Source organism: Bradyrhizobium sp. Kon37 (assembly GCF_055807535.1).
Map to the genome: position 1 here is coordinate 133,624 of NZ_JBVVOY010000012.1, position 24,388 is coordinate 158,011.

The 24,388-nt window shown below is 61.3% G+C and carries 22 protein-coding genes; 15 read left to right on the forward strand and 7 right to left on the reverse strand.

Going from position 1 to position 24,388, the window contains the following annotated elements; genetic code table 11:
• Window positions 1-3 precede the first annotated feature (3 nt).
• The 4 genes from AC0L3J_RS22290 to AC0L3J_RS22305 all read right to left on the reverse strand — a co-directional run bounded on the left by AC0L3J_RS22290 (window position 4) and on the right by AC0L3J_RS22305 (window position 4,601).
• Window positions 4-1,011 (reverse strand): ABC transporter permease, encoded by a 1,008-nt coding sequence (locus AC0L3J_RS22290; protein ID WP_473348312.1) that lies wholly within the window; start codon window positions 1,009-1,011, stop codon window positions 4-6.
• Complete coding sequence (locus tag AC0L3J_RS22295) at window positions 1,008-2,012, reverse strand: ABC transporter permease (protein ID WP_473348313.1); 1,005 nt, start codon at window positions 2,010-2,012, stop codon at window positions 1,008-1,010. The genes AC0L3J_RS22290 and AC0L3J_RS22295 overlap by 4 nt, the downstream gene beginning before the upstream one ends.
• Complete coding sequence (locus AC0L3J_RS22300; RefSeq protein ID WP_473348314.1) at window positions 2,005-3,489, reverse strand: sugar ABC transporter ATP-binding protein; 1,485 nt, start codon at window positions 3,487-3,489, stop codon at window positions 2,005-2,007. Before AC0L3J_RS22300 ends, AC0L3J_RS22295 begins: the two co-directional genes overlap by 8 nt.
• Before the next feature lie 110 nt (window positions 3,490-3,599).
• Window positions 3,600-4,601 (reverse strand): autoinducer 2 ABC transporter substrate-binding protein, encoded by a 1,002-nt coding sequence (locus AC0L3J_RS22305; protein WP_456768616.1) that lies wholly within the window; start codon window positions 4,599-4,601, stop codon window positions 3,600-3,602.
• A 167-nt stretch (window positions 4,602-4,768) separates the two neighbouring features.
• Between AC0L3J_RS22305 and AC0L3J_RS22310 the strand changes: the two genes are divergently transcribed.
• The 6 genes from AC0L3J_RS22310 to AC0L3J_RS22335 all read left to right on the forward strand — a co-directional run bounded on the left by AC0L3J_RS22310 (window position 4,769) and on the right by AC0L3J_RS22335 (window position 10,367).
• Entirely contained in the window at window positions 4,769-4,909 is a 141-nt protein-coding gene (locus AC0L3J_RS22310) for a hypothetical protein (RefSeq protein ID WP_473348315.1), read from the forward strand.
• 383 nt (window positions 4,910-5,292) lie between these two features.
• On the forward strand, window positions 5,293-6,423 hold the full coding sequence (locus AC0L3J_RS22315) for a sugar ABC transporter substrate-binding protein (RefSeq protein WP_018459502.1): 1,131 nt from the start codon (window positions 5,293-5,295) through the stop codon (window positions 6,421-6,423).
• A gap of 65 nt (window positions 6,424-6,488) precedes the next feature.
• Window positions 6,489-8,030: a sugar ABC transporter ATP-binding protein gene (locus tag AC0L3J_RS22320; protein ID WP_473348316.1), complete on the forward strand. Its 1,542-nt coding sequence runs from the start codon at window positions 6,489-6,491 to the stop codon at window positions 8,028-8,030.
• The gene (locus AC0L3J_RS22325; RefSeq protein ID WP_473348317.1) at window positions 8,023-9,135 is read left to right on the forward strand and encodes an ABC transporter permease; all 1,113 of its coding nucleotides are present in this window, start codon (window positions 8,023-8,025) and stop codon (window positions 9,133-9,135) included. The genes AC0L3J_RS22320 and AC0L3J_RS22325 overlap by 8 nt, the downstream gene beginning before the upstream one ends.
• Window positions 9,132-10,091, forward strand: a complete 960-nt coding sequence (locus tag AC0L3J_RS22330; RefSeq protein WP_473348318.1) for an ABC transporter permease — start codon at window positions 9,132-9,134, stop codon at window positions 10,089-10,091. Before AC0L3J_RS22325 ends, AC0L3J_RS22330 begins: the two co-directional genes overlap by 4 nt.
• Window positions 10,092-10,208: 117 nt before the next feature.
• Window positions 10,209-10,367, forward strand: a complete 159-nt coding sequence (locus AC0L3J_RS22335) for a hypothetical protein (protein ID WP_473348319.1) — start codon at window positions 10,209-10,211, stop codon at window positions 10,365-10,367.
• Between the two features lie 58 nt (window positions 10,368-10,425).
• Here the strand turns inward: AC0L3J_RS22335 and AC0L3J_RS22340 are convergent, their stop codons facing one another.
• Window positions 10,426-11,325: an SMP-30/gluconolactonase/LRE family protein gene (locus AC0L3J_RS22340; RefSeq protein ID WP_473348320.1), complete on the reverse strand. Its 900-nt coding sequence runs from the start codon at window positions 11,323-11,325 to the stop codon at window positions 10,426-10,428.
• 201 nt (window positions 11,326-11,526) lie between these two features.
• On the opposite strand from AC0L3J_RS22340, the gene AC0L3J_RS22345 reads away from it, so the two are divergent.
• On the forward strand, window positions 11,527-12,561 hold the full coding sequence (locus AC0L3J_RS22345) for an aldo/keto reductase (protein ID WP_473348321.1): 1,035 nt from the start codon (window positions 11,527-11,529) through the stop codon (window positions 12,559-12,561).
• Between the two features lie 57 nt (window positions 12,562-12,618).
• Here AC0L3J_RS22345 and AC0L3J_RS22350 read toward each other — a convergent pair whose 3' ends face one another.
• Window positions 12,619-12,765 (reverse strand): hypothetical protein, encoded by a 147-nt coding sequence (locus tag AC0L3J_RS22350; protein ID WP_473348322.1) that lies wholly within the window; start codon window positions 12,763-12,765, stop codon window positions 12,619-12,621.
• Window positions 12,766-13,484: 719 nt separating this feature from the next.
• Here AC0L3J_RS22350 and AC0L3J_RS22355 point away from each other — a divergent pair.
• From AC0L3J_RS22355 to AC0L3J_RS22390, 8 genes are all read left to right on the forward strand, one after another.
• Window positions 13,485-14,540 (forward strand): sugar phosphate isomerase/epimerase family protein, encoded by a 1,056-nt coding sequence (locus AC0L3J_RS22355; RefSeq protein ID WP_473348323.1) that lies wholly within the window; start codon window positions 13,485-13,487, stop codon window positions 14,538-14,540.
• Between the two features lie 14 nt (window positions 14,541-14,554).
• Window positions 14,555-15,730: a Gfo/Idh/MocA family protein gene (locus AC0L3J_RS22360; RefSeq protein WP_473348324.1), complete on the forward strand. Its 1,176-nt coding sequence runs from the start codon at window positions 14,555-14,557 to the stop codon at window positions 15,728-15,730.
• 517 nt (window positions 15,731-16,247) lie between these two features.
• Window positions 16,248-17,132, forward strand: coding sequence for a helix-turn-helix domain-containing protein (locus AC0L3J_RS22365; RefSeq protein WP_473348325.1), 885 nt, complete (start codon window positions 16,248-16,250; stop codon window positions 17,130-17,132).
• Window positions 17,133-17,315: 183 nt separating this feature from the next.
• Complete coding sequence (locus tag AC0L3J_RS22370; protein ID WP_473348326.1) at window positions 17,316-18,389, forward strand: ABC transporter substrate-binding protein; 1,074 nt, start codon at window positions 17,316-17,318, stop codon at window positions 18,387-18,389.
• A gap of 58 nt (window positions 18,390-18,447) precedes the next feature.
• Window positions 18,448-19,272, forward strand: coding sequence for an ATP-binding cassette domain-containing protein (locus AC0L3J_RS22375; protein WP_473348327.1), 825 nt, complete (start codon window positions 18,448-18,450; stop codon window positions 19,270-19,272).
• Window positions 19,269-20,522 carry a sugar ABC transporter permease gene (locus AC0L3J_RS22380; RefSeq protein ID WP_473348328.1) on the forward strand — a complete coding sequence of 418 codons (1,254 nt, stop codon included), beginning with the start codon at window positions 19,269-19,271 and terminating at the stop codon, window positions 20,520-20,522. Before AC0L3J_RS22375 ends, AC0L3J_RS22380 begins: the two co-directional genes overlap by 4 nt.
• A gap of 27 nt (window positions 20,523-20,549) precedes the next feature.
• Window positions 20,550-21,278, forward strand: coding sequence for an SDR family oxidoreductase (locus AC0L3J_RS22385; protein ID WP_473348329.1), 729 nt, complete (start codon window positions 20,550-20,552; stop codon window positions 21,276-21,278).
• Window positions 21,279-21,285: 7 nt separating this feature from the next.
• Window positions 21,286-22,911 (forward strand): FGGY-family carbohydrate kinase, encoded by a 1,626-nt coding sequence (locus AC0L3J_RS22390; RefSeq protein WP_473348330.1) that lies wholly within the window; start codon window positions 21,286-21,288, stop codon window positions 22,909-22,911.
• A 426-nt stretch (window positions 22,912-23,337) separates the two neighbouring features.
• Here AC0L3J_RS22390 and AC0L3J_RS22395 read toward each other — a convergent pair whose 3' ends face one another.
• The gene (locus tag AC0L3J_RS22395) at window positions 23,338-24,141 is read right to left on the reverse strand and encodes a DeoR/GlpR family DNA-binding transcription regulator (RefSeq protein ID WP_456768965.1); all 804 of its coding nucleotides are present in this window, start codon (window positions 24,139-24,141) and stop codon (window positions 23,338-23,340) included.
• Window positions 24,142-24,388: the final 247 nt, after the last annotated feature.

A 24,388-nucleotide genomic window follows, 5' to 3' on the forward strand; every position in this document is an offset into this window, starting at 1 on the left:
TGGCTACCGCGGCGCTTTGCCGGCGAAATGAGGAACCGCCGCAACGGCAATCAAGATTCCACCCCAGATCGCCAACGTGAGGAATTGGCTAAGGTTCAGAAGGTTGAATGCCGAGGAGATAACCTGAAGGATGATCAGTGCAAGCAATAGCCCGCCAACCTTGCCGAAGCCACCAAACGGATCGATGCCGCCGAGGACGGCCGCAAGAATGGTGACGAGCAGGTAGCTCTCGCCGTATGCCGCGTTGGCCGAATTGAAACGCGCCAACATGACGACCGCTGCCACGCCCGCGAGCAGGCTGGAAAACACATAGAGTTTGAGGAGGACGGCGCGGGTATTGACGCCGGAGTAGCGGGTCGCCTTCTCGTTCGAGCCGATCATGTAAACCTTTGCACCGAACGGCGTCGCGTTCAGCATGAGCGCGACGGGCAAGGCGCAGAACGCAAGTACGATCAGAGCAAAGGGTACCCCGAAAACCGTTCCGTTGCCGATGAACACAATCGGCTCCGGGAATCCGGAGATGACGTTACCGCGCGACAGGCCAATCGCGAGACCCTTGCAGAGCGTCATCGTGCCGAGCGTGGCCAGGATCGGCGAAACGCCGAGATAGGCGATGACAAAACCATTGAGGAGGCCGACCAATGCGGCCACTGCAAATCCTGCAGCGATCGCAAACACCTGAATGCCGACCCAGGCAAGACCCTGACTCCCCGGGATGTAGCGCGTCAGCAGGAACGCGATGGTTAGTCCGGACAGATTGGCGGTCGCGATGATGGAAAGGTTGAGTCCACCAGACAGCAAGGCCAGCATCATCGCGAGTGAGAGGATGCCAAGTTCGGGCATCTGGAAAGCCATGGATTGCAGCGTGTTGACCGAGAAGAACCGGTCGCCGATCGTGATCGCGAACACGACCCAGAGCGCGAACAACAGCAGGATGAGGGTGGCGACCGTGCCGCTGCTGGCGAGGCCGACCATGCGCCGGCGAAGTGAGAGGGCGGGTACATTGCTCATCGGGATGCGCTCTGGCTCCGCCGCTCTCGCTGTGACCAGGCGGTCGCAGAGACCGAAATGAGAATAACCAATCCGACGAAGAACGGCGACCAGTAGGACGAAACGCCCAGCAAAATGATTCCGTTTTGGAGTACCGCGAGGAGTGTCAAGCCCAGAAACGTGCCGAAGACCGTGCCGACGCCGCCCATCAGGCTGGCGCCGCCGAGCACGACGGCAGCGACCACATCGAGTTCCTTGCCCACCAGCACCGTCGGTGCAACGGACTGCGCGAGTTGTGCTTGAATCAGGGAGGCGATTCCGGCCATGACACCCATGTAGCAATAGACCAGTATATTGAGACCGAAAATGTGGAAGCCGAGCCGCTGTGCGGCATCGGTATTGCCTCCCATGGCATAGATTTGCCGGCCGATATTGGTTCGGTTAAGCAGGAGCCAGGTGACGAGAAATGCGAGCGCGAGCGCGAGGATCTGCAGGTTGACACCGTATGAGCTATCCTTGCCCCATTCGAACTCGAACCAGAATATTCCGGTCGCAAACCAGTCGGGCAACGAATAGATGTATTTGCCGCCGGTGAAGAAGATCAGAAGCCCATAGAAGATGTTCAGCGTCGCGACCGAAACGATGATCGATGGTATTCGAAGTTTCTGGATGAAAATCGCGTTGAGGGCACCGAGCGCGCCGCCAATTCCAATCGCGATGGCGAAGACGCCGATCCAGTTCGCCCCGTAAGCATTGGCAAGCGAAAGTGTGACATACTGCGCCACCGACGCGGTCGCGGTGAATGAGATGTCGATTCCGCCGGCGATCAGCACGACGAGCAGCCCCAGCGCCAGGATGCCGACAAATGCATAGGAGGTCAGCAGATCAAACAGATTCTGCATGGTCAGGAATTGGGCGTTCGCGAAGCCCAAGCTGGCGCAGAGTCCGAGAATGACTATCAGCAGCCAGAACTCATGGCTGCGACGAAACCTGCCGAATGATGCCATGTGCGATTCAGGCATTGACGGCCTGCCGTAGCGCATCTTCGGAAGTGGCTGCGGCAGCCACGTCGGTTGTCAAACGACCTTCCCGCATCACCAGGACGCGATGAGTATGATAAAGGACCTCGGGGATTTCGTCCGATATCATCAAGACCGCGACGCCGTCGCGGGCCAACCGCCGGATGATCTCGTAAATGCCGTCCTTGGCGCTGATGTCGACGCCCACCGTGGGGCTATCCAGGATAAGCACCCGCGGATTGGTCGCCATCCATTTGGCGAGCACGACCCGCTGCTGATTGCCCCCGGAGAGCGTCTTCACCGCGTTGGCCGGATTGGCGACCTTGATCCCGAGTTCAGCGACCCACCGAGCGACATGGGTCTGTCGCGCGCGTGCGGCAATCAAGCCGAACGGGCCAGTCAGACGATCCAGCACGGTAAGCGTGACGTTCGCCGTGACGGACTGATTCAGGATGAGGCCAAGCGTAAGCCTATCCTCGGATACATAGGCGATCCCTCGATCGATCGCCTCTGCATTTGTACGGAGGGCGATAGGCCGCCCGTCAAGTGCGATGGTGCCGCGATCGGGCGGCTTCATTCCGAACAGGGATAGCGCCAATTCGGTTCGCCCTGAGCCGAGCAGACCAGTGAGACCCACCACTTCCCCCGCGCGCAACTGCAAGCTTACATCCTCATACTCGCCCTCGCGGCCCAGGCCCTTAACTTCCAGCACAATCGGGCCAGCGGCAAGCTCAGGCGCCTGTATCTGATAGTCGAAGGACTTACCCGTCATCAGGTGGCTGAGTTTCCGCCCATCTATTGCGTCTGCTGCAAAAGTACCGACTTTGGCGCCATCCCGCAGTACCGTTACGCGTTCGGCGATTTCAAGCACCTCATCGAGACGGTGGCTGACGAAAACGACGCAGATGCCAGCACGCTTCAACTCGCTTACGAGCGCGATCAGGGCGTTCACCTCGTGGCGGGTCAACGATGCCGTCGGCTCATCCATAATCAGGAGTTTGGCATCCGCAGCCAAGGCGCGGCAGATCGCGACCAGCTGGCGTCCGGCAATGCTGAGCTCTGACAGTTTCGCGTCCGGGTCGAACTCAACGCCGATCTTTGCCATTGTGGCCTTGGCGGTGGCGCGCATTGAGGCCCAGTTCACCGAATGGAGGCCGCCAAGATGGTGCGCCATCGCGATATTCTCGGCGACGGTGAGGTTGGGGAATAACGAAAGATCCTGGTAGATGACCTGAATGCCGCAATGCGTGGAGTAGACCGGGTTTAGTTTGGGATATTCCTTGCCGGATATTGCAATACGGCCGCCAGGCTCCGCTGCCTCGACGCCCGAAATGATCTTGATCAGGGTGGACTTGCCGGAGCCGTTTTCACCGACCAGGCAATGCACCTCGCCGACTTCCAGAGTGAGATCGACGTCGCGGAGCGCGTGCACGCCGCCGAAGCGCTTCGATATGCCGGACATCTCCAGGAAAGTCGCCAAAGGTTCGCCTGCAATGGACCGTTCGATCGTGCGATCACTCGAGTGGTACCGCATTCCCGACCGGAAGGGCCGGGAATGCAGCGCGATGAGGCGACTAAACCGGTGCCGGCCTAGAGCCCGCCGGCGATCAGACCGTCGATGGTTTCCTTGTTGATGCGCATGATCTTGTCCACCTTGATCTGCTTTCCTGCAACGTCGACGGCTGCCTTGCCAAGACCGGGTATATCGACGCCATCCGTGATCGGCTTGCCATCGAGCACGAGTTTGGCAACCGCGACCATCGCGTAACCCGCATCAGTGGGATTCCACAGAAAACCTTCGCGGATCGTATCATCCGCGATAAGCGACTTCGCCTGGCTCGGCAGCACGGTGCCGACAACGGCGATCTTCTTGCCAAGACGTTGCTGACGCACAGCATTTCCGGCCCCGATTGGTCCGTTCGAACCGAAGCCGAGAATACCACGCAGGTTGGGATAGGCCTTGATCACGTCAAGCGTCGTGCGCTGGCTGGTGTCGATCTCGTCGGCGCCGGGGAAGCGGTCGGCGACGAGCTTCATTTTTGGAAAATTCTTCTGCTGGTAGGCAATCGCGGCATCGGCCCATTTGTTGTGAAGTGGCGTCGTAAGAGTCCCGACATAGACCACATAATCACCTTCGCCGCCCATGTCCTTGGCGAGACGTTCCATCTGCACCTCGCCGAAGCGAACGGAGTCGATCAATTCCACATTCCAGTCACGGCCTTCCTGTTCCGGACCCTCATGCGTGATGACCTTGATTCCGGCGGCCTGGGCGCGCTTCAGCACGGGCTCGCAGACTTTTACATCAAGCGGCACCAAGCCGATCACGTTGACCTTCTTGGCGATCAGATCCTCAAGCAGCTTTACCTGCTGTGCCGGATCGACGTTCGCCGGGCCAACCATAGTGGCATTAATGCTGAAATCCTTCGCACCCTTCTGGATTCCCTTTTCAAGTGCGTTGAACCAGGGAATTCCCGCGATCTTCACGACCGTGACCATTTCCTTTTGGGCTTGCGCAAAGGCAAAGCCCGGAAAACCGGCGCCGGCCAACGCGGCCGTACCACCGATCAGCTTGAGCGTCTGGCGTCTGTCCATTGTTCCCTCCCAGGAAACGATCTTGGATTCCGCACCCTTGACCTGACAGTCGCTGGGTGGGGCAGTCGAGCCTGTTCTTGCTTGGGGGCAGAAAGTATTGCCTGTCCAACCGCAGGACCTTGAAGGACATTAGAGACCGGCGCTTCAGAACGTGTCAAGCAAGTGCCATGCTGGCCAGCCGCCGCCGCGGTGCGATACCTGATCTCGTCTTCGAGCTGCTCAGTGAGGAGCTGCGAGCGATCGGCGTCCCTACAGCCATTATCTCGGCGGAGGAGCGCCAGGCCACCCCGCCGGACGAAAGCAAGTAGTCCCAGCCTCTGGCTTCAAAAGCCAGCTTCAGCAAGCGGGCTTCGTTCGGCTTCGCGTAGCGATTCACACTTTTCCCTGAGTGTCATTTTTTTCGTCACGCGCGTGGATGCCACCATGAAAGGCCGGCCATGACCAGCTTCGCCGTTGCACAATCGCTTGCCGCCCACGAACATCCGACTGTCATTGTTACGTTTTCTGCTTCCACAATTGTCGTCAGTTGGCCGTGCGTTCAGATCCTGTCTCGCGCCGGGGCGTCCGCCCGCGGCTTGTCAGCATCGCAAGTTGCGTGCCATCCTAGCGCGACACGCGCACGGGAAGGTCAATTCCCGGCATGGCTACGCGCCGCGTTAGGGTGGAACACAAACGCTCAGGGAGACACGACATGGTGTGGACGCTTCGTCTGGCGGGGCTGGCTTGCGCCGGCTTGCTGTTGTCATCGGTGAGTGCTCTGGCAGGTCCCAAGGTCGTCTCCGGCCCCGGCGCCGACCCCGCCTGCTTCAAGCCATGGTCGTCCGAGACCAAATTCTTTCAGTGGCCCAAGAAGGCGGGCCCCTACAGGATCGCGCTGGTCAACGGTTTTGTCGGCAACACCTGGCGCATCCAGATGGTGAAGACTGCCAAGGCTTTCGCCGATCAGCCCGGTATCAAGGAGAACATCAAGGAGTTTAAGGTCGTTTCCACCGGGACCGATGTGGCGGCGCAACTTGGCGCGATGGAGGACTTCATCAACCAAGGCTTCGACGCAATCGTTACCATTGCGGTCGCTCCCGACGGTTTTGATCGCATCATCCGACTTGCCGACAAGAACAACGTCGTGGTGGTGCCGTTCGACAACGTCCTCGACACCGACAAGGTGATGATGGTCAACGAGGACCAGAAGGAAATGGGCCGCATGTCGGCCAAATGGCTGATCGACGAGAGCGGCAAGAAATCCGGCGACATCCTTGAAGTCCGCGGCCTGCCGGGAAACTCCGTCGACCGCGACCGTCATCTCGGTTTCCGCGAGGTAATAGAATCGCCCGGCAACAGTTTCAAAATCACGGAGGTGGTTGGCAATTGGGACACCGGCACGTCTCAGAAGGTGACTGCGGATGCGCTAGCTGTGCATGGCCATTTCGATGGAGTATTCACCCAAGGCGGATCCGACGGCACCGTGCAGGCGCTGATGGCTGCCAAGCATCCCTTTGTGCCGATGTCGGGTGAGGGCGAGAACGAGTACCGCAAACAGATTGCCGATCACGCCAAGGACGGACTGAAGGGCATGTCCTACGGCCAGTCGCCGGCGCTGGTGGCGATCGCGACCAAGGCGGCGATCTCGGCGCTGCAGGGCAACATTATGCCGCAGCTGATCTCGATCCCGATTCCAGTGGCGACCTACAAGGATCTCAAGCCGGGCACGAATTACTGGCCTGAGCTCAATGCCAACTTCTTTGCGCCAAATCAGTTCACGCCGTGCGGCGTGAACTTCACTGCGCCGGAGATCATGTCGCAGAGCGAGAAGAACACCCAGTGAGGGCTGTAGCGATGTCCCAGTCACGGCCCGGCATTCGCCGGGCCGTCGTTGCGTGAAGGCCCGGCATGCCGGTTGCCGACCCAACGCAATCCGCCTTCCTGGAGCTTACCGGCATCTCCAAGCGCTATGCCGGCGTTCGGGCGCTGGAAGGGGTCGATTTCGCCTGCGAGCGCGGCAAGATCCACGCCGTGCTGGGCGAGAACGGCGCCGGCAAGTCGACGCTGATTAAGATTATTGCCGGTGTGGTGCAGCCCGACAGCGGCCGCATGCGCCTCGCGGGGCGCGAGGTCAGCTTCGCCACGCCGTCGGCGGCGAATGCGGCCGGTGTCGTCTGCATCTTCCAGGAGCTATCGCTGATGCCCGACCTCTCGGTCGCGGACAACATCTCCATTGCATCCCCGCCGCGGCGGTTCGGCCTGATCGATGCGAAGGCCCAGCGCCGCCGCGCCGAAGAGCTTTTGTCCGAGATCGGCTGTGAGGACGTCAATCCCCTGAGGCACGTGCGTGATCTGCCCCTATCCAGGCGCCAGGTGGTCGAGATCGCGAAGGCGCTCGGCAAGCGGCCACAGTTGCTGATCCTCGACGAGGCGACATCGGCACTGACGAGCGCCGATGTGGAGAAGGTTTATGGGATGCTGGCACGGCTCAAGGCCGAGGGCGTCGCAATCCTGTACATCTCGCACCGCATGCACGAGGTCGAGGCGCTCGCCGACCGCGCCTCGGTGTTTCGCAACGGCCGCCATATCGAGACCTTCGACAAGGGGAGGCGTTCGACCGCCGATATCATCCAGCTCATGATCGGGCGTGACATCGCGGCCCAGTATCCGCCCAAGCCGGCGCGAAATACCGCGAAGCCGGTGCTGGCGCTCGAGAACCTGTGCTGGGAGAGGCAGCTCGATCGCATTTCACTGAGCATTGGCGCCGGCGAGATCGTCGGGCTCGGCGGTCTCGACGGGCAGGGCCAGAAATCCCTGTTGCTTGCCGTGTTCGGTGTTTTGCGCGGTGTCACTGGTCGCCTCACGGTGGCAGATCGCGAGGTACGTCCCGGCTCCCCGGCGGCGGCAAAATCGGTCGGCATCGCACTCGTGCCTGAAGACCGCAAGACCGAAGGACTGATGCTGCCGATGTCGATCGCAGACAATCTTGCGATCGCATCGCTCGACGCGCTTTCCACCGGCCCATTCATCGATACCGGGAAGGAACGCACCGCGATCCAGCGAGCCATCGCGAGGCTGCAGATCAAGTTGGACGCCGCGAGTGATGCGGTCTCGACGCTGTCGGGCGGAAACCAGCAGAAGGTCGTGCTCGCCAAATGGCTGATGACCGATCCGCGCATCATCTTGCTCAACGATCCCACGCGCGGAATCGACGTAGGCACCAAGCAGGAGCTCTACCGGCTGATGCGCGAGCTCGCCGACCAGGGCGCCGCAATCCTGTTCTACTCAACCGACTATGACGAGCTGATCGGCTGCTGCGACCGCGTCGTCATCATGTATGACGGCCGCATCGTGCGCGAGCTCGAGGGCGACGACCTCACCGAGACCAACATTGTCGCAAGCTCCCTGAATGTCGACAGCGATACCGCAGCGGGGGCGGCGCATGCTTGACGATCTCGCGATCAGGATCCGCCAGAACATCGGTCTGGTCACCGCCATCCTGTTGTTCTGTGCCCTCTACGTTTTCTACAACGCCGCGCATCCCCGCGGTTTCTCCTCCCCCGTGCTGGTGCAGAATGGCGACGAAATCTTTGCGCTCGCCATGCTGGCGATGGCGCAGACAGTGCCGGTCTTAATGTCGGGCCTTGATCTCTCCGTCGGAGCGGTCATGACCATGGTCGGCTGCTTTGCGAGCTACCTCCTGACCGGTGCGGCAGGTGGTGCGCCGCTGCATCTCGACATGTTCGGCGTGCATCTCGGCCTCGGCACCTTTCCGGGCGGCGTCAGCGGCATTCTGCTGGGGATCGTCGTGTGCCTTGCGATCGGCGCGGCTGCTGGCTTTATCAATGGTTGCGTCGTCGTCTATGGGCGCATCCAGCCGATCATCGCGACGCTTGCGACCGGCGCGGTCTACATCGGCATCGCGCTTTTCCTGCGTCCGACGCCGGGCGGCAAGATCGATGTTGACCTGAACTGGGCGCTGACTAACTCGGTGGGCGATTTCGCCTCCACCGTGCACATCTTCGACGATGGCGCGGCTGCCTGGTTTGCGCCGTTCGCCTGGATCCCGGTGCCTTTTGTGCTTCTCGTTCTCATTCCGCTGCTGGTATGGGTACCGTTCCGCCGCTCCGTTCTCGGCCGCGCCGTCTATGCGATCGGCTCGGCCGAGGGCGCGGCTTATATGTCCGGCCTTCCGATCGAGCGCGCCAAGATCGCTGCCTTCACGCTCGCGGGCTTCTTCGCCGGCTGCGGCGGTCTCTTCCTTGCTATCCAGACTTCGTCTGGGAATGCGGACATTCCGCAGGCCGGCGCCTATACGCTCAACTCGATCGCCTCCGTGGTGATCGGCGGCACTTCGCTGCTTGGCGGAACCGGCAGTGCGATCGGGTCGATCTTCGGCGCCATGGTCTTGCGCGTGATTTCCTTCTTCTTCCGTATCTTCGACATTGCCCCTCTTCTGCAGCCCCTGTTCGAGGGCGTGATCCTCCTTGCTGCCGTCAGCATCGGCGCGTTGGGTATGCTGCGCGTCAAGAACACGTTGGAGCTGTTTCGATGAGGGCGGCCTCATTCAACCTCTCGCGCGACGACCGCCCGATCCTGATTGCGGCGCTGTTCATCATCGTCATTCTCATGACGGGTACGGTTTACACGTTCGCCCGTTTCGGCAGCGCTCCCCTGTTGTCTCCGGGCTATCTGCTGCAGCAATTGCAGATCGGTGCGTTCCTCGGGATCGTCTCGGCCGGCATGATGATCGTGATCCTGATCGCGCAGATCGATCTGTCGGTGCCCTGGACGCTCGCCGCCGCGGCCATGATGGCGACCTCGCTCGGCGGTCCTCTCGCAATTCCGGTCGGGCTCGGGGTCGGCGTTCTGGTCGGGCTCGTCAACGGCGTCGGGGTCGCGTATCTGCGGGTCCCCTCGATGATCTTTACGCTGGGCGTGAATGCCGTGATGCGCGGCCTGATGGTCGCGCATACTGGCGGCTACGCACCGCAGACCGGGGCGACCGACCTGATGCGGATGCTGGCGGGCGATCGTACGTTCGGCATTCCCAACGCGCTGTTCGTCTGGGCCGCGGTGTCCGTGCTGGTGGTCCTCATTCTGCAGCGCATGTCGCTCGGCCGCTACATCTACGCCATCGGCAACAAGGAGGCGGCGGCCTATCTCGCCGGCGTCAACACGCGTCGCGTCACGGTGGTCTGCTTCGTCTTGTGCGGCCTTGCTGCCGCACTCGCCGGCGTGCTGCTCGCCGGCTATTCCACCAAGGCCTATCAGGGCATGGGAGACGCCTATCTGCTGCCCTCGATCGCCGCCGTCGTGATTGGAGGCACCAACATCCTCGGCGGCCGGGGTCGCTATCTCGGCACGCTGATCGGCGTCGTCCTGATCGTGCTCCTGAACAGCGTATTGTCGATCATGGAGATGCCGGAGGCGGGCCGCCAGGTGATCTACGGTCTCGTTATCATCTTCATGCTGCTCGTCTACGGACGGGGCGAACGCGTCACGAACTAGACGGTCGGCCCAAGGTAGCCTGCCTTCTTTGCGAATTAGAAACCCTCGCAAATGATCCGAAGAATTTAAGGAAACGAACTGCCTTGCTCGACGTCGTATCGGCGGAGACCACACATCATGAGCGACATCGGATTAAGAGACCAGCAAGTCCGGATCGGGCGCTATCGCTCTCTGGAGCGCGACATGACCGATCGTTTAGCCATACGCCAGCTTCACACCATCATCGAGGAGCTCGAATCTGATCCGCGTGGCGGCGGGGGATCCGGCGCTCCGTAAAAGCATCGGCAGAACGGTTGAGGATGGCACCGCACGCCGCCCCGCAACGCGTTTTCCCTTACACGGCCGCGCGCGTATTAAGGAAGATCGAATACAGCGATGTCTGTCCGCAAATGTAGAGGCGGTTGCGCTGCGGACCGCCGAAACAGACATTCGCCACGATCTCGCCGATCGGAATGGTGCCGATATGTGTCCCGTCGGCTGCGTAGCAGAACACGCTCCGTCCCGCCGACGTCCAAACGTTGCCATGGATGTCGCAGCGAAACCCGTCATAGAGCCCGTCGGGGCAGGTGGAAAACAGCGAGGGCTCAGCAACCTTGTTTCCCTGCACCTTGTAACACCAGATCGTCGCGGGCAGCCCGTCGACGTGGGTCGCGCCGGTATCGGCGACATAAAGCAGCTTCTCGTCTGGCGAGAACGCCAGCCCGTTCGGCTGCACGCGGTCAGAGACCACGAGGCTGATCTCGCCGCCCGCTGGATCGATCCGGTAGACGTTGGAGGCGCCAATCTCGGATTTGGTCTGCTGGCCCTCGTAATCGCTGTCGATGCCGTAGGTCGGATCCGAAAACCAGATCGATCCGTCCGATTTCACCACGACATCGTTGGGCGAGTTCAGCCGACGCCCTTCGAACTGCTCGGCAAGCACCGTGATGGAGCCGTCATGCTCGGTCCGGGTGACGCGGCGCATGAAGTGCTCGCAAGTGACCAGCCGCCCCTCGTGATCGGTCGTGTTGCCGTTCGAGTTGAAGCTCGGCGAGCGGAACACCGACGCCGATGAATCCGTCTCATCGAAGCGCATCATCCGGTTGTTCGGAATGTCGGACCAGATCAAATAGCGGCCGGCTGGAAAGTAAGCGGGTCCTTCGGCCCAGCGGCAGCCGGTGGTGAGTTTTTCGAGATTGGCGTGACCAAAGATCAGGCGGGCAAAGCGTGGATCGTGCGTGACATAGGGGAGCATCGTTCCTCCTCGTTGCCGCAGGTCGTGAAGTGCCCGCGTGCCAGTTCCGCTTTTCTTAGCAACCCGAAGGCATGAGCGGAATAGGCTTGTATGAGACCCGTAATCCTCGCGTTGACACCTGACGGCAAATACATACGCTGCACGTCGCAGCCAATGAGACCAGCGCGCGACTGAGGCGCGGAGAAGGGAGAGCAAGCCACCATGGTTTCGCAATCAACTTTGCCGCGCCGCACACTTGGCCGGACCGGTCTCGAAGTTTCCATCCTGGGGTTCGGAACCGCACCGCTCGGCGATCTCTTCCTCGAGCTCGACGACCAGACTGCGATTGCCGCCGCGAGCCGCGCCTTCGAGCTCGGCATCAATCTGCTCGATACATCCCCGCACTATGGCAACGGCCTGTCGGAGCATCGCTGCGGAACGGCGCTCCGGCGCGTGCCGCGCAAGGATGTGGTGCTTTGCACCAAGACTGGTCGCTGGATGGATCCGTTTCACCAGCCGGAGACTCGGTCCGGATTTGTTGGCGGACAGCCGCACCGGGCCGTCGTCGACTATTCCTATGACGGCACCATGCGCTCGATCGAGCAGTCGCTGTTGCGGCTTGGCACCGACCGGATCGACCTGTTGCTGATCCACGATGTCGATGTGTGGACCCACGGCAAGGCCGCGATCGAGGACCGGTTTCGCGAAGCGATGTCCGGGGCCTATGTAGCGCTCGACAAACTTCGTTCCGAAGGTGTGGTCGCGGGCATCGGGATCGGGGTCAACGAGGCCGAGATGGGCGTGCGCTTTGCGCAGGCCGGATCCTTCGAGGTGATGCTGCTCGCGGGACGCTATTCGCTGCTGGAGCAGCCAGCACTCAAGGAGTTCATGCCGCTGGCGCTGAAGCAGGGGATCGCGGTGCTGCTCGGCGGCGTGTTCAATTCGGGGATTCTGGCGACGGGCGCCACCAAGGGCGCCAAGTACAATTATCAAGACGCACCGCCGCAGATCCTTTCGAAGGTTGCCGAAATTGAGCGCATCTGCGTTGCTCATGACGTGGCGCTGCCGACGGCCGCTCTACATTTTGCGCTTGGTCATCCCGCGGTCGCGAGCGTGGTCCTCGGGGCGCATAATGCGCAGGAGGTCGAGCGCAACGTGGCAGCGCTGACCACCACAGTGCCAGCCGCGCTCTGGAGCGATCTCAAGGCCGCGTTCCTGCTGCAATCGGAAGCGCCTCTTCCGGACGGCCGTACTTGATCTCGCTAAATGACTCGCCGCTACTTCCCGGCACCCGTCGTCCAATCGCTGAGCATGTTACCGTTCGAGGAAGATGCCGACGATGACGAGTGGCGCGATCGCGGGGCCGTCGACCGCGCGGCCACTGATGACCAGTTCTGCCAGGAGAGCCGGGCTACGGCCGACGGAGACGGGAGAGTGGTGGTCACAGGTCGTTTTCAGCAAGCTTGCGAAACTCGTCGGGCACCGAACGCGAGATGCCCCGTGCCACGGAGCCATATCCGATGCCAACCCATCCATTCGAAATTGAACCTTGTCATCATCGCCGATACGATGCCTTGACGATTGATGTGCCCGGAACGTGATTGTCTCGACGGCTGAAGCTTTCTAGCTGGTTACCTTCAGGAGCAATGGGATGAACGAGCGGGTCGGCGTGACACGCACCAGCTGCCATTCTGAGCCCTTGTTTACCGGACTATCCTTAGATGGTTCCGCTCGGCGAGCGTTGCGCAGTTATCTGCGTTCTCTTTGATGGCTTCACCATTGGGCTCCTGCGTAATGCTTAGGAGAGGAGTCTGAAAAAATGTGCTTCGCCCGTCCCAGAGAACCACCAGCCTATCCGACGCATAAGCTTGAGCCGACTTCCAGGCTGGATTTACTGTTTTTGAATAACCGACCTAGCTCTGCCAATCGCCCAGGGCTAGCGTCGAATCCGTGACTGGCGGGTCTACCTTAGAAGAATATCTTGAGACCAAGGCCGTTCTCGGATTTTATCGATAGAGCGTCGTGTCCAGGACAACCTTTCGAAATCTGGCTGCCGACATCGCGCTACCAGAGGTGATGAAGCGAACCGCGCGCGGTCTTGATGGGGACACTTCGTTTTGCGGAATATCGCGCTCCGCAGACACATATTGCTGGAGCATCCAGGGAGAAGGAAGCAAGAGATGAAGATGATGAAGGGACCCGCGATATTCCTCGCGCAGTTCACAACTGATGTGGCGCCGTTCAACTCCTTCGACAGGATCTGCGAATGGGCTGCCTCGCTCGGCTATGAGGGGATTCAGATCCCCAGCTGGGACGGGCGGCTCTTCGATCTCAGCAAGGCCTCAGAGTCCCAGGACTACGCCGATGAGGTGAAGGGGGTAGCAGCTGAACACGGCCTTTCGATCACCGAACTCTCGACCCATCTTCAGGGGCAGCTCGTTGCGGTGCATCCGGCTTATGACGCAGCATTCGACGGCTTCGCCGTGCCGGAGGTGCGCGGCAATCCCAAGGAACGCACCGAGTGGGCCATTGACCAAGTCAAGCGCGCAATTCGCGCCTCAGGACGCCTTGGGCTCACGGCACAGGCGACGTTCTCCGGCGCATTGGCCTGGCCTTATGTCTATCCCTGGCCGCAGCGTCCAGGCGGCCTCATCGAGGCTGCCTTCGATGAGCTCGCCAGGCGCTGGCGGCCGATCCTCGACTATGCCGACGAGCACGGTGTCGATCTCGCCTATGAGATCCACCCGGGCGAGGACCTTCACGATGGCGTCTCCTATGAGATGTTTCTCGATCGGGTCAAGGGTCACAAGCGCGCGAACCTGCTCTATGACCCGTCGCACTTCGTGCTGCAGCAGCTCGACTATCTGGACTACATCGACATCTATCACGAGCGCATCAAAGCCTTCCACGTCAAGGATGCCGAGTTCAACCCGACGGGTCGCCAAGGCGTCTATGGCGGGTTCCAACGCTGGGTGGACCGCGCCGGCAGATTTCGCTCGCCAGGCGATGGACAGATTGATTTCGGCGCGATCTTCTCGAAGCTCACGCAGTACGACTACGACAGCTGGGCGGTGCTGGAATGGGAATGCGCGCTCAAGCATCCTGAGCAGGGCGCGCGCGAGGGCGCCGAATTCATAAAAAGGCACATCATTCGGGTGCCTGAGAAGCCGTTCGACGATTTCGCGGGTTCCGGCGCAGACGACCAGATGAACCGCAAGATGCTCGGCATCTCCTGAGGGGGGAGCAACAAATGGCTATTGAGGCAAGCAGCGGGGGCGGCGCTCATGCTCGTATCCGGCTGGGCATGGTCGGAGGCGGTCAAGGGGCCTTTATAGGCGCCGTCCATCGTATTGCCGCGCGTATCGACGACCAGTTTGTGCTGACGGCCGGTGCGTTGGCGTCGGATCCGGCCCGAGCAAAAGCCTCGGCGCGCGAACTCGGTGTCGCCGACGACCGCGCCTATACCTCTTTCGAAGAGATGGCGAAAGCGGAGGCCGTGCGCTCTGACGGCATCGAGGCGGTCTCGATCGTGACCCCCAACCACCTGCACGCCCCGGTCGCCCGGGCGTTTCTTGAAGCCGGCATCCACGTCATCTGCGACAAACCACTCACGACGAGCCTCGCCGAGGCGGAGGAACTGGTTGAACTGGTCAGGAAGACGGGCAAGATCTTCGTCGTGACGCACAACTACACGGGCTATCCGATGGTCCGACAGGCCCGCGCCATGGTGGCGAACGGTGATCTCGGCGAAATCCGGCTCGTTCAGGCCGAATATCTGCAGGACTGGTTGACAGAGCCGTTGGAAGCGAGCGGCCACAAGCAGGCCGCGTGGCGTACGGACCCGACCCGTTCCGGGGCAGGCGGATGCATTGGTGACATCGGCACCCACGCCTACAATCTCGCTTGCTTCGTCACTGGTCTCGAGCTTGAGGAACTGCTCGCCCAACTTTCGACCTTCGTCGGCGGCCGGCGTCTCGATGACAATGTCCAGATCCTCCTCAAGTGGAAGGGGGGTGCCAAAGGGATGCTCTGGGCGAGCCAGGTCGCGGTCGGCAATGAGAACGGCCTCACGCTGCGCGTCTATGGGACCAAGGGCGGGCTCGAATGGGCACAAGAGAATCCGAATTATCTCTGGTTTACGCCTTACGGGCAGCCCAAGCAGCTCCTGACGCGCGAGGGTGCCGGGGCCTTAGTCGATGCGCGCCGCGTCAGCCGTGTGCCATCGGGGCATCCCGAAGGATATCTTGAGGGTTTTGCAACGATCTATGCTGAGGCAGCGCGCGCCATTCGTGCCGCGCAGACCGGCAAAGCACCTGACTCCTCGGTGATTTTCCCGACCATCGAGGATGGCCTCGCCGGCGTGAAATTCATCGACGCTGCGGTGAGTTCATCTGCAAGGAATGGCGCCTGGGTTCGAATGTTTTAGGTGCCTAGTTCTGTTGAGCCGAACCTGATTGCGTAGCGGCGCCGATCGTGCCCTTGCGTTGGGATGCTTCAGGCCGACAGGTTCGCCAGCCCGCTTGACACTCACTACGTGTGCGCCGAAAGGCCGATAGCAATTCAAACATGATCATTGGGAGCGTACATTTTGAAAAGGAGGCCCCCGGTTGTTGCGGCGCATTCCGTGGGTTGAACGCAAGTTGCTAACAACAAGGAACCAGGATCTCTTCCGCGCAATCGTGATCTGCTGACCGACCGTGCGCGAAACCCCGCTTTGTAGAGCCGCAATTGTGAAAAACCGTTTCACGGAGAGTGCGGCCTCGTTACGAGGGGCCGGGACAGGCGTGCTGCACGTCAAAAAAGTATCAGTTCGCATCTGAAATGGTAGTGGCGTGCCTAGGTACCGGTCGCTACTCTCCGCCGAGAAAGCGCTGAAGGAAATTCAGCCGATAAGGCAGCGGAGGCGGATCACCACAAACCGCTCCGTCCCAAAGGGAGCGAACATGGAACCGGACCTGGAAGTTGTCCAGATACGGCGAGGCGAGTCGTTCAAGGCATGGTCGCACGGCTACCCATTCCACACGGTTCGCTGGCATTTCCACCCGGAGTATGAGCTCCATCAGGTTGTAACCACCTGCGGTCGCTATTTCGTCGGCGATTTTCTCGGCGAGTTCGAGCCCGGCAATCTCGTCCTTACCGGTCCCAACTTGCCGCACAATTGGGTGAGTGATCTGCCGGCGGGAAGTACCATTCCGCTGCGGGGACGCGTCCTCCAATTCAGCGAAGGATTTATAGGCGACCTGATAAAGGTAATGCCTGAGCTTTCTGGCCTTGCCTCTCTGCTGGAATTCTCCCGCCGCGGCGCGCTTTTCACCCGCAGCACGAGCGACAAGATTGCCCCGCTCATGGAGGAGATCGTGACGGCGAGCGGCGTTCGTCGGATCGAGCTGTTCCTGATGATTTTGGGAGCACTTTGCCGCGCCCGAAATGCGCGCCCGCTCTCCAGCCCGAATTATCTGCCTGATCCGTCTGGTTACATGTCTGCGGGCATGAACAAGGCGCTCGCCTTCATCCGGCAGAACCTGACGCAGCCTTTCGGTGAAACGGAGCTCGCGGCAATCGCCGGCCAATCGCAGAGCGCGTTTTCGCGCTCGTTCCGCCGGCACACGGGGATGTCACTGGTGCAATACGTCAAGCGGCTGCGTATCAATCTCGCCTGCCAGATATTGATGAGCGACGAGCAGGCTTCCATCACCGACATCTGCTTCGAGGTCGGCTTCAACAATCTCTCCAATTTCAACCGGCAGTTTTTGGCCGAGAAAGGCATGCCACCTTCGCGCTTCAGGCGATTGCTGGCGCAAAACATCAATACGGCGCACGCAGCCTAGCCGGCGGGGAAAAAAAGGAGGACGATCACTACGGGAAGAATGACGCGGGCACGCGACAGGAATCGCTTATCCAGGAATTGCCGCGGCTTCGGAGCACCTGCACTCGTCACCGCCAGGCACGAAGCCGAAGGCTCATCCTCAAGGATCAACCACAGCACTCTAGTTCTGGAAAGGAAACTCTGAATGAAAACATTCTTCCCGAAACATACCGGCACACTTGTCTTGGCCTTGTCGCTGTTCGGCACAACGGCCATGTTGTCGCATGCGGCAGAAGTGAAGGGCGCGACCGTTGCTTTCCTGATGCCGGACCAGGCCTCCACCCGATACGAACAACACGACTATCCAGGCTTTGCGGCGGAGATGAAGAAGCTGTGCGACAGTTGCAAGGTGATCTACCAGAACGCAAGCGCGGATGCCGCACGGCAGCAACAGCAATTCAACTCAGTGATTTCGCAGGGCGCCAAGGTAATCGTGCTCGACCCAGTCGATTCGGCCGCCGCGGCCTCCCTGGTCAAGATGGCACAATCGCAAGGCATCAAGGTCATTGCCTATGACCGGCCGGTCCCCGACGCCAAGGTCGATTTCTACGTGTCCTTCGACAATCAAGCCATCGGCAAGGCCATCTCCGAATCGCTGGTCAAGCATCTCAAGGCCGCAAATGCGACCGCGAAGGAGGGCGAAGGCGTGCTCGAAATCAATGGGTCTCCGACCGATGCCGCTGCGGGACTCATCAAGAAGGGTATCCACGAGGGCCTTGATAAGAGCGGCTATCCAATTCTCGCCGAATACGACACGCCGGACTGGGCGCCGCCGAAGGCGCAGCAATGGGCGAGCGGCCAGGTCACCCGCTTCGGCAAGAAGATTCTCGGCGTCGTGGCCGCCAATGATGGCACGGGCGGTGGCGCAATTGCCGCCTTCAAGGCCGCCGGTGTCGATCCGGTGCCGCCGGTGACCGGCAACGACGCGACGATTGCCGCGCTTCAGCTCGTCATAGCCGGCGATCAGTACAACACGATCTCCAAACCCAGTGAGATCGTGGCCGCTGCGGCGGCGCAAGCGGCAGTGAAATTCCTCTCTGGCGAGGCTCCTAAGGCGGAAACCACGCTGTTCAACGCGCCATCGAAGCTGTTCGTGCCGGCGGTCGTCACTCAGGAGAACCTGAAGGCCGAGATCATCGACAAGAAGATCCAGACGGCGGACCAGCTCTGTACGGGCCGATATGCCGCCGGCTGCAAGAAGCTCGGTATCGCGCAATAACTGCGTTCGTCCCGGTCGCTCGCAGCGGCCGGGACGAAAGAGGGGAGGGGCACTAGACATGACGACGATCTCGGATGTCGATCACGCGCAGGGCGGAACGCGCAAGCCGGTCTTGAGTCTTCGCGGAATCTCCAAGCATTTCGGCGCCGTGTCCGCCCTGACCGATGTTGATCTGGATGTGCATGCCGGCGAGGTCGTGGCGCTTGTGGGTGACAATGGTGCAGGAAAATCCACGCTGGTGAAGATCCTTGCCGGCGTGCATCAACCCACCTCAGGTACGATTGCCTTCGGCGGCCAGCCTGTCGTCCTGTCCGATCCGGCCACCGCGCTCGGCCTCGGCATCGCCACCGTTTTCCAGGATTTAGCGCTCTGCGAGAATCTCGACGTGGTCGCAAATATCTTTCTCGGCCGCGAGCTCAACCCGCTGCGGCTCGACGAGGTCTCCATGGAGCTTCGCGCCTGGACCTTGCTCAACGAATTGTCGGCGCGGATCCCAAGCGTGCGCGAGCCCGTGGCGTCGCTCTCCGGTGGACAGCGCCAGACCGTGGCGATCGCGCGCTCGCTGCTGACTGAGCCGAAGCTCATTCTGCTCGACGAGCCGACTGCCGCGCTCGGCGTTGCCCAAACCGCTGAGGTGCTAGACCTTGTCGAGCGCGTTCGCGCGCGCGGTCTCGGCGTCATCATGATCAGCCACAATATAGAGGACGTCCGCGCGGTTGCGGATCGGATCGTGGTCCTGCGCCTCGGTCGCAACAACGGCGAGTTCGAGCCCGACGTGTCCAACCAGGAACTCGTCACGGCGATTACCGGGGCGGACGAAAACTCAGTCTCGCGCCGCGCCAGGCGGCGCCACGCCGATCAGTCGCCGGAGCTTGGGCGATGACCGACGACACGCAGGTTTCGGCGGCGCGGTTGCTCGACCGCAGTGACGAACGGGTCAAGCACGCGGACACGCTTGGAAACACGATCGGCGCCTTTGTGGACCGTGTGCGGTCGGGTGATCTCGGCTCGTTGCCGGTGGTCGTCGGGCTCATTGTCATCTGCGCGGCATTCGAGAGCCTCAATCCCGTTTTTCTCGCACCGAACAATTTGGTCAATCTGCTGTTCGATTGTTCGACGGTTGGCGTGATCTCGCTCGGTATCGTCTGTATCTTGATGGTCGGCGAGATCGATCTCTCGGTGGGTTCGGTGAGCGGGTTCTCTTCGGCGCTCGTCGGCGTGCTCTGGGTCGGTCAAGATTGGCCGGTCGTGGTGGCGATCGTCACGGCGTTGCTATTGGGCGCTACCATCGGCGCGCTTTACGCATTTCTGTTCAACCGTCTGGGGATGCCGAGCTTCGTCTCGACGCTGGCGGGCCTATTGGCGTGGCTCGGCCTGCAGCTCTATCTCCTGGGCTCCTCCGGCTCGATCAACCTTCCGTATGGATCGGCGTTGGTCAATTTCGGGCAGATGCTCGTCATGCCGCCGATCGTATCCTATGTGCTGGCGGCGGTCGCGAGTCTGGTTATGTTCCTGACCGGCTACAGAACGGCCGCGCGCCGGCGGGCAGCGGGGCTGTCGGCCAGTTCGCTTGGCCGCATGGTGCTGAAGGCGCTGCTGGTCACCATCGTGCTCGAATTCGTTGTCTATTATCTCAATCTCGGGCGCGGTATTCCCTGGATGTTCGGGCTGTTCGTCGGCTTGTGCGTGATCATGAACTACGCATTGACGCGCACCAAATGGGGCCGCTCGATGTGTGCCGTCGGCGGCAATCGCGAGGCGGCCCGTCGTGCTGGCATCAACGTTCGCTGGGTCTATGCGACTGCATTCATGCTGTGCTCTATGCTGGCCGCTGCCGGTGGCATTCTGGCCGCAGCGCGACTGGCATCTTCCAGCCAGCAGGCCGGGACGGGAGATGTGAACCTCAACGCGATCGCCGCCGCGGTCATCGGTGGTACGAGCCTGTTTGGCGGCCGCGGGAGCGCCTATTCCGCGCTCCTTGGCGTCATCGTCATCCAGTCCATCGCGAGCGGCCTCACGCTGCTCGATCTATCCTCGTCGCTGCGGTACATGATTACGGGCGGGGTTCTTGCCATTGCAGTCGTCGTGGATTCGCTGGCGCGGCGCTCTCGCCTCTCCCATGGCCGAGCTTGAATAACTCTCTCAAGAAAAGGACAAGCCTTGGCCCAGGAACTTGCAGGAAAAGTCGCCGCGATCACCGGCGCCGCATCAGGCATCGGTCTCGAATGCGCTAGAACGTTGATCGGGGCCGGCGCGCGGGTGGTGCTGATCGATCGGGCGGAGGAGGCGCTGAGCAGCGCCTGCGCCGGGCTGGGCGATCAGGCGATTCCATTGCGTATCGATCTCACCGATCCCGCGAGCGTGGCAGCCATGATGCCGCAGGTGCTGGAGAAGGCCGGCCAACTGGACATCTTCCATGCGAATGCTGGTGCCTATGTCGGCGGCGAGGTGCTTGGCGGCGATCCCGATGCGTGGGACCGCATGCTCAATTTGAACATCAATGCACTATTCCGGTCGATCCATGCGGTGCTGCCACACATGGTCGAGCGCAAGAGCGGCGACATCATCGTGACCAGTTCGATCGCAGGTCTCGTGCCCGTGGTCTGGGAGCCGATCTACACCGCCTCCAAGCACGCCGTGCAGGCTTTTGTGCATACTCTGCGCCGGCAGGTCGCGAAACACGGTTTGCGTGTCGGCGCCGTTGCGCCCGGTCCTGTCGTGACCGCGCTCATCAAGGACTGGCCCAAAGCGAAGGTCGAGGAGGAAATGGCGGCCGGCGGCTTGATGCAGCCGGTGGAGGTCGCAGAGGCGGTGCTCTTCATGTTGACGCGTCCGAGAAATGTCACCATCCGCGACCTCGTCATTCTCCCGCAGAGCAACGATCTGTAGCGTCTTCATGACCAAGCAATCCGATCACCGCCATTTCCTTGGCATCGATGTCGGCACCGGCAGCGCACGGGCCGGCGTATTCGACCGCTCCGGCAGACTGATCGCGAGTGACAGCGCCCCTGTCGCGCTGTGGCGGGAGGCCGGCGACGTCGTCGAGCAGTCGAGCGAGGATATCTGGCGTGCTGTCTGCCGCAGCGTGCGGGGCGCGGTGGCACAGGCCGGCCTCGCGCCGGACGGCATTGCCGGCATCGGCTTTGACGCGACCTGCTCGCTGGTGGTGCTTGGCGAGGGCGGCGCACCGCTGCCCGCCGGCCCCTCAGGCGATCCTGCCCGCAACGTCATCGTATGGATGGATCACCGCGCTGCCGATCAGGCGCGCCGGATCAACCAGACGGGCGAGAAGGTTCTCGATTATGTGGGCGGCACGATCTCACCCGAGATGGAGACGCCGAAACTGTTGTGGCTCGCCGAGAACATGCCCGAGACATTCTCCCGGGCGTGGCAGTTCATGGACTTGACGGACTTCCTCACTTGGCGCGCGACCGGGAGCTTGTCCCGCTCCATTTGTACCGTGACGTGCAAGTGGACTTATCTCGGTCACGAGAACCGTTGGGACGACAAATTCTTCCGCAAGGTCGGCCTCGACGTGCTTGCCGACGAGCAGTTCCGCAGGATCGGCACCGAGATCGTGCCCGGCGGAACAAGGCTGGCGGCGGGCCTGACTGCGGAGGCCGCGGCCGATCTCGGTCTTGCGACGGGTACGCCGGTCGCCGCAGGCCTGATCGATGCACATGCCGGCGGCGTTGGCACGGTGGGCGCGCGCGGTACGGCCGGCACGGTGCTCACGCGCATGGCCTATGTGTTCGGAACCTCCGCCTGCACCATGACGACCACGCCGGACTCGTCCTTCGTGCCCGGCGTTTGGGGACCATATTACTCCGCCATGGTTCCCGGGCTTTGGCTCAATGAAGGCGGGCAGTCGGCCGCCGGCGCTGCCATCGAGCATCTGTTGCAGATGCATCCGCATTCCGCGCAAGCGATCCAGGCTGCAAGCCGGACGCAGCAGACGCTTGCCGATTGGCTTGCCTCGGAAACTGAATCCCGCGGCGGTGCCGAAATGATTCCGCAGTTGGTCGGCGAGGTTCATGTCGTCCCTGAGTTTCTCGGCAATCGCGCGCCATTCGCGGATCCTGACGCGCGCGCGTTGATCGCCGGGCTCGATATGCGCTCCGATTTGGAGAGCCTGCTGGCGCTTTATCTGGCCGGGTTGTGCGGTCTCGGTTGCGGGGCGCGGCAGATCGTTCGCGCTCAGCAAGACAAGGGCATTGCGGTCGATACGATCGTGGTCAGCGGCGGCGCCGCAAAGAGCCGCGTCGTGCGGCAGGTCCTCGCCGATATGACGGGTTTGACGGTCGCTGCGTCGGCCTCTCCGGAGGCCGTCCTGCTCGGCTCCGCGATGCTTGGATCAGTTGCCTCGGGCGACCATGCCGACCTCAGTGAGGCGATGCAGGCGATGTCGGTTTTGGGAGACATCCATCGGCCTCAGGCCAGTTTGGCAGGCTGGGCCGATCGGCGCTTTGCAGCCTTTGAGGCCCTGCAAAAGGTCGGTCGGGCGATTAGAGGCGCTTCTTAGCCTCAATGTCGGCACCCTGAGGAGCCGAGGAGCGTATCTGTTACTTTGAAGAAGCCTCCACAGCTTGCGCTTCGAGCTGACCGCTTAGTTGCTGGAGCTATATCAAAATTGCTGATAGCGGCTATCGAGGCGGTGCGGCTGCTGCGCCCCGGTGGCCGGATCCGCCATATCCTCACGACCGGGGACCATACAGTGATCTATCTTGGTGAAGCTACCTATCGGGGTGATCCGAAAGAAGGTGAAACGGATTTCCGATAATATCCGTGCCCGACCTCAAGGCAGTTACCGGGAAAACAGCTCCACCACCGCTCGAGCTCGCCCGTAGGTGTGCGGCACGTGGGACTGGCTCAGTGCCGATTGCGGCGCGGATTGTCGGCCGTGCGTTGAAGTCCGCGATCGATCTGCGTAAGGGGTCTATGTTGTCCGCTAGGTGTGGCCAAGGCGTTCGAAATCTGCGCGGGCGTCGGGGGCCGTATGGATCAGACCGCCATACCTGTCCGCGATTGGCTTAAACGATCCAGGCAATCGATCATCGATGACGAAATGGTGGCAGTCGTCGAGATGGCCGCCCCGGACCGTCGCATTGCGGCCGAACTTGGTGATGTCGGCCACTAGCACGGACGTTCGCGAATTGGCCGCAATGGATTGACGTGCCTTGACTTCATCGGCATGGAAATCGAGCAGCGTGCCGTCCTCATCAATCCCCCCGACGCCGAATATACCAAAGTCGGCGCGGAAACCCGCGAAGAAGCGCGCAGCCGCCTCGCCAATGATATCGCGATCGAGTTGCCGCAGCGTGCCGCCCGCGATGCTGATCTCAACGTCCGGATTGTGCGTGAATGCTGCGGCCACGTTCAAGCTGTTGGTGATCACCCGCAGATCGCGGCGGCGGGATAGCGCCTGCGCGACATATTCAGGTGTTGTACCCAGCCCGATCATAAGCGACGCCCCGTCGGGAATGAAGCTCGCAGTCGCGTGTGCGATGCGCCGTTTGGCGTCGGCGTTCAATCCCTGTCTGCTTCCATAAGCGAGATTCTGGTTTTGAACGGGCAGGCTGACGCCGCCGTGCATTCGCCGGAGTAGCCCTTGATCGCAGAGCCCGTTCACGACGCGGCGAATGGTCTGCTGGGTGACGTCAAAACGCGTTGCAAGCTGCTCGATCGAAGCGAAGCCTTCGTCGCGCACGATCTCCAGTATGTAGGCCTGACGTGACGAGACTGTCTTGAGCATAGGGCTGTCCGTTCAAAGCAAACTATCATCCGAACGTTTAAGGCGCAATTTTCTGTTTCATATGCTGCTCCAATATGTTCATATGAACAAAATAGCTCGCCGCGCCGGCGAGCGTTGCGTGGCCATCGGGAGGGACGGCATGGATCGGTCTGCTCATGGCGACCAGCTTTGGGCTGCTCCGCGCGAGCAGGATGCTGCGAGCATGCCAAACTATGTCTGCGCGCGGCGCAGAGCTCTGCAACTGAGA

Coding starts and splice junctions, on each gene's coding strand:
- AC0L3J_RS22370 (WP_473348326.1), top strand. CDS start 17,316: ATGAAAACATTCTTCCCGAAACATACCGGCACACTTGTCTTGGCCTTG.
- AC0L3J_RS22290 (WP_473348312.1), bottom strand. CDS start 1,011: ATGAGCAATGTACCCGCCCTCTCACTTCGCCGGCGCATGGTCGGCCTC.
- AC0L3J_RS22375 (WP_473348327.1), top strand. CDS start 18,448: ATGACGACGATCTCGGATGTCGATCACGCGCAGGGCGGAACGCGCAAG.
- AC0L3J_RS22390 (WP_473348330.1), top strand. CDS start 21,286: ATGACCAAGCAATCCGATCACCGCCATTTCCTTGGCATCGATGTCGGC.
- AC0L3J_RS22325 (WP_473348317.1), top strand. CDS start 8,023: ATGCTTGACGATCTCGCGATCAGGATCCGCCAGAACATCGGTCTGGTC.
- AC0L3J_RS22345 (WP_473348321.1), top strand. CDS start 11,527: ATGGTTTCGCAATCAACTTTGCCGCGCCGCACACTTGGCCGGACCGGT.
- AC0L3J_RS22295 (WP_473348313.1), bottom strand. CDS start 2,012: ATGCCTGAATCGCACATGGCATCATTCGGCAGGTTTCGTCGCAGCCAT.
- AC0L3J_RS22355 (WP_473348323.1), top strand. CDS start 13,485: ATGAAGATGATGAAGGGACCCGCGATATTCCTCGCGCAGTTCACAACT.
- AC0L3J_RS22310 (WP_473348315.1), top strand. CDS start 4,769: ATGCTGGCCAGCCGCCGCCGCGGTGCGATACCTGATCTCGTCTTCGAG.
- AC0L3J_RS22380 (WP_473348328.1), top strand. CDS start 19,269: ATGACCGACGACACGCAGGTTTCGGCGGCGCGGTTGCTCGACCGCAGT.
- AC0L3J_RS22305 (WP_456768616.1), bottom strand. CDS start 4,601: ATGGACAGACGCCAGACGCTCAAGCTGATCGGTGGTACGGCCGCGTTG.
- AC0L3J_RS22365 (WP_473348325.1), top strand. CDS start 16,248: ATGGAACCGGACCTGGAAGTTGTCCAGATACGGCGAGGCGAGTCGTTC.
- AC0L3J_RS22395 (WP_456768965.1), bottom strand. CDS start 24,141: ATGCTCAAGACAGTCTCGTCACGTCAGGCCTACATACTGGAGATCGTG.
- AC0L3J_RS22320 (WP_473348316.1), top strand. CDS start 6,489: ATGCCGGTTGCCGACCCAACGCAATCCGCCTTCCTGGAGCTTACCGGC.
- AC0L3J_RS22335 (WP_473348319.1), top strand. CDS start 10,209: ATGAGCGACATCGGATTAAGAGACCAGCAAGTCCGGATCGGGCGCTAT.
- AC0L3J_RS22360 (WP_473348324.1), top strand. CDS start 14,555: ATGGCTATTGAGGCAAGCAGCGGGGGCGGCGCTCATGCTCGTATCCGG.
- AC0L3J_RS22330 (WP_473348318.1), top strand. CDS start 9,132: ATGAGGGCGGCCTCATTCAACCTCTCGCGCGACGACCGCCCGATCCTG.
- AC0L3J_RS22315 (WP_018459502.1), top strand. CDS start 5,293: ATGGTGTGGACGCTTCGTCTGGCGGGGCTGGCTTGCGCCGGCTTGCTG.
- AC0L3J_RS22340 (WP_473348320.1), bottom strand. CDS start 11,325: ATGCTCCCCTATGTCACGCACGATCCACGCTTTGCCCGCCTGATCTTT.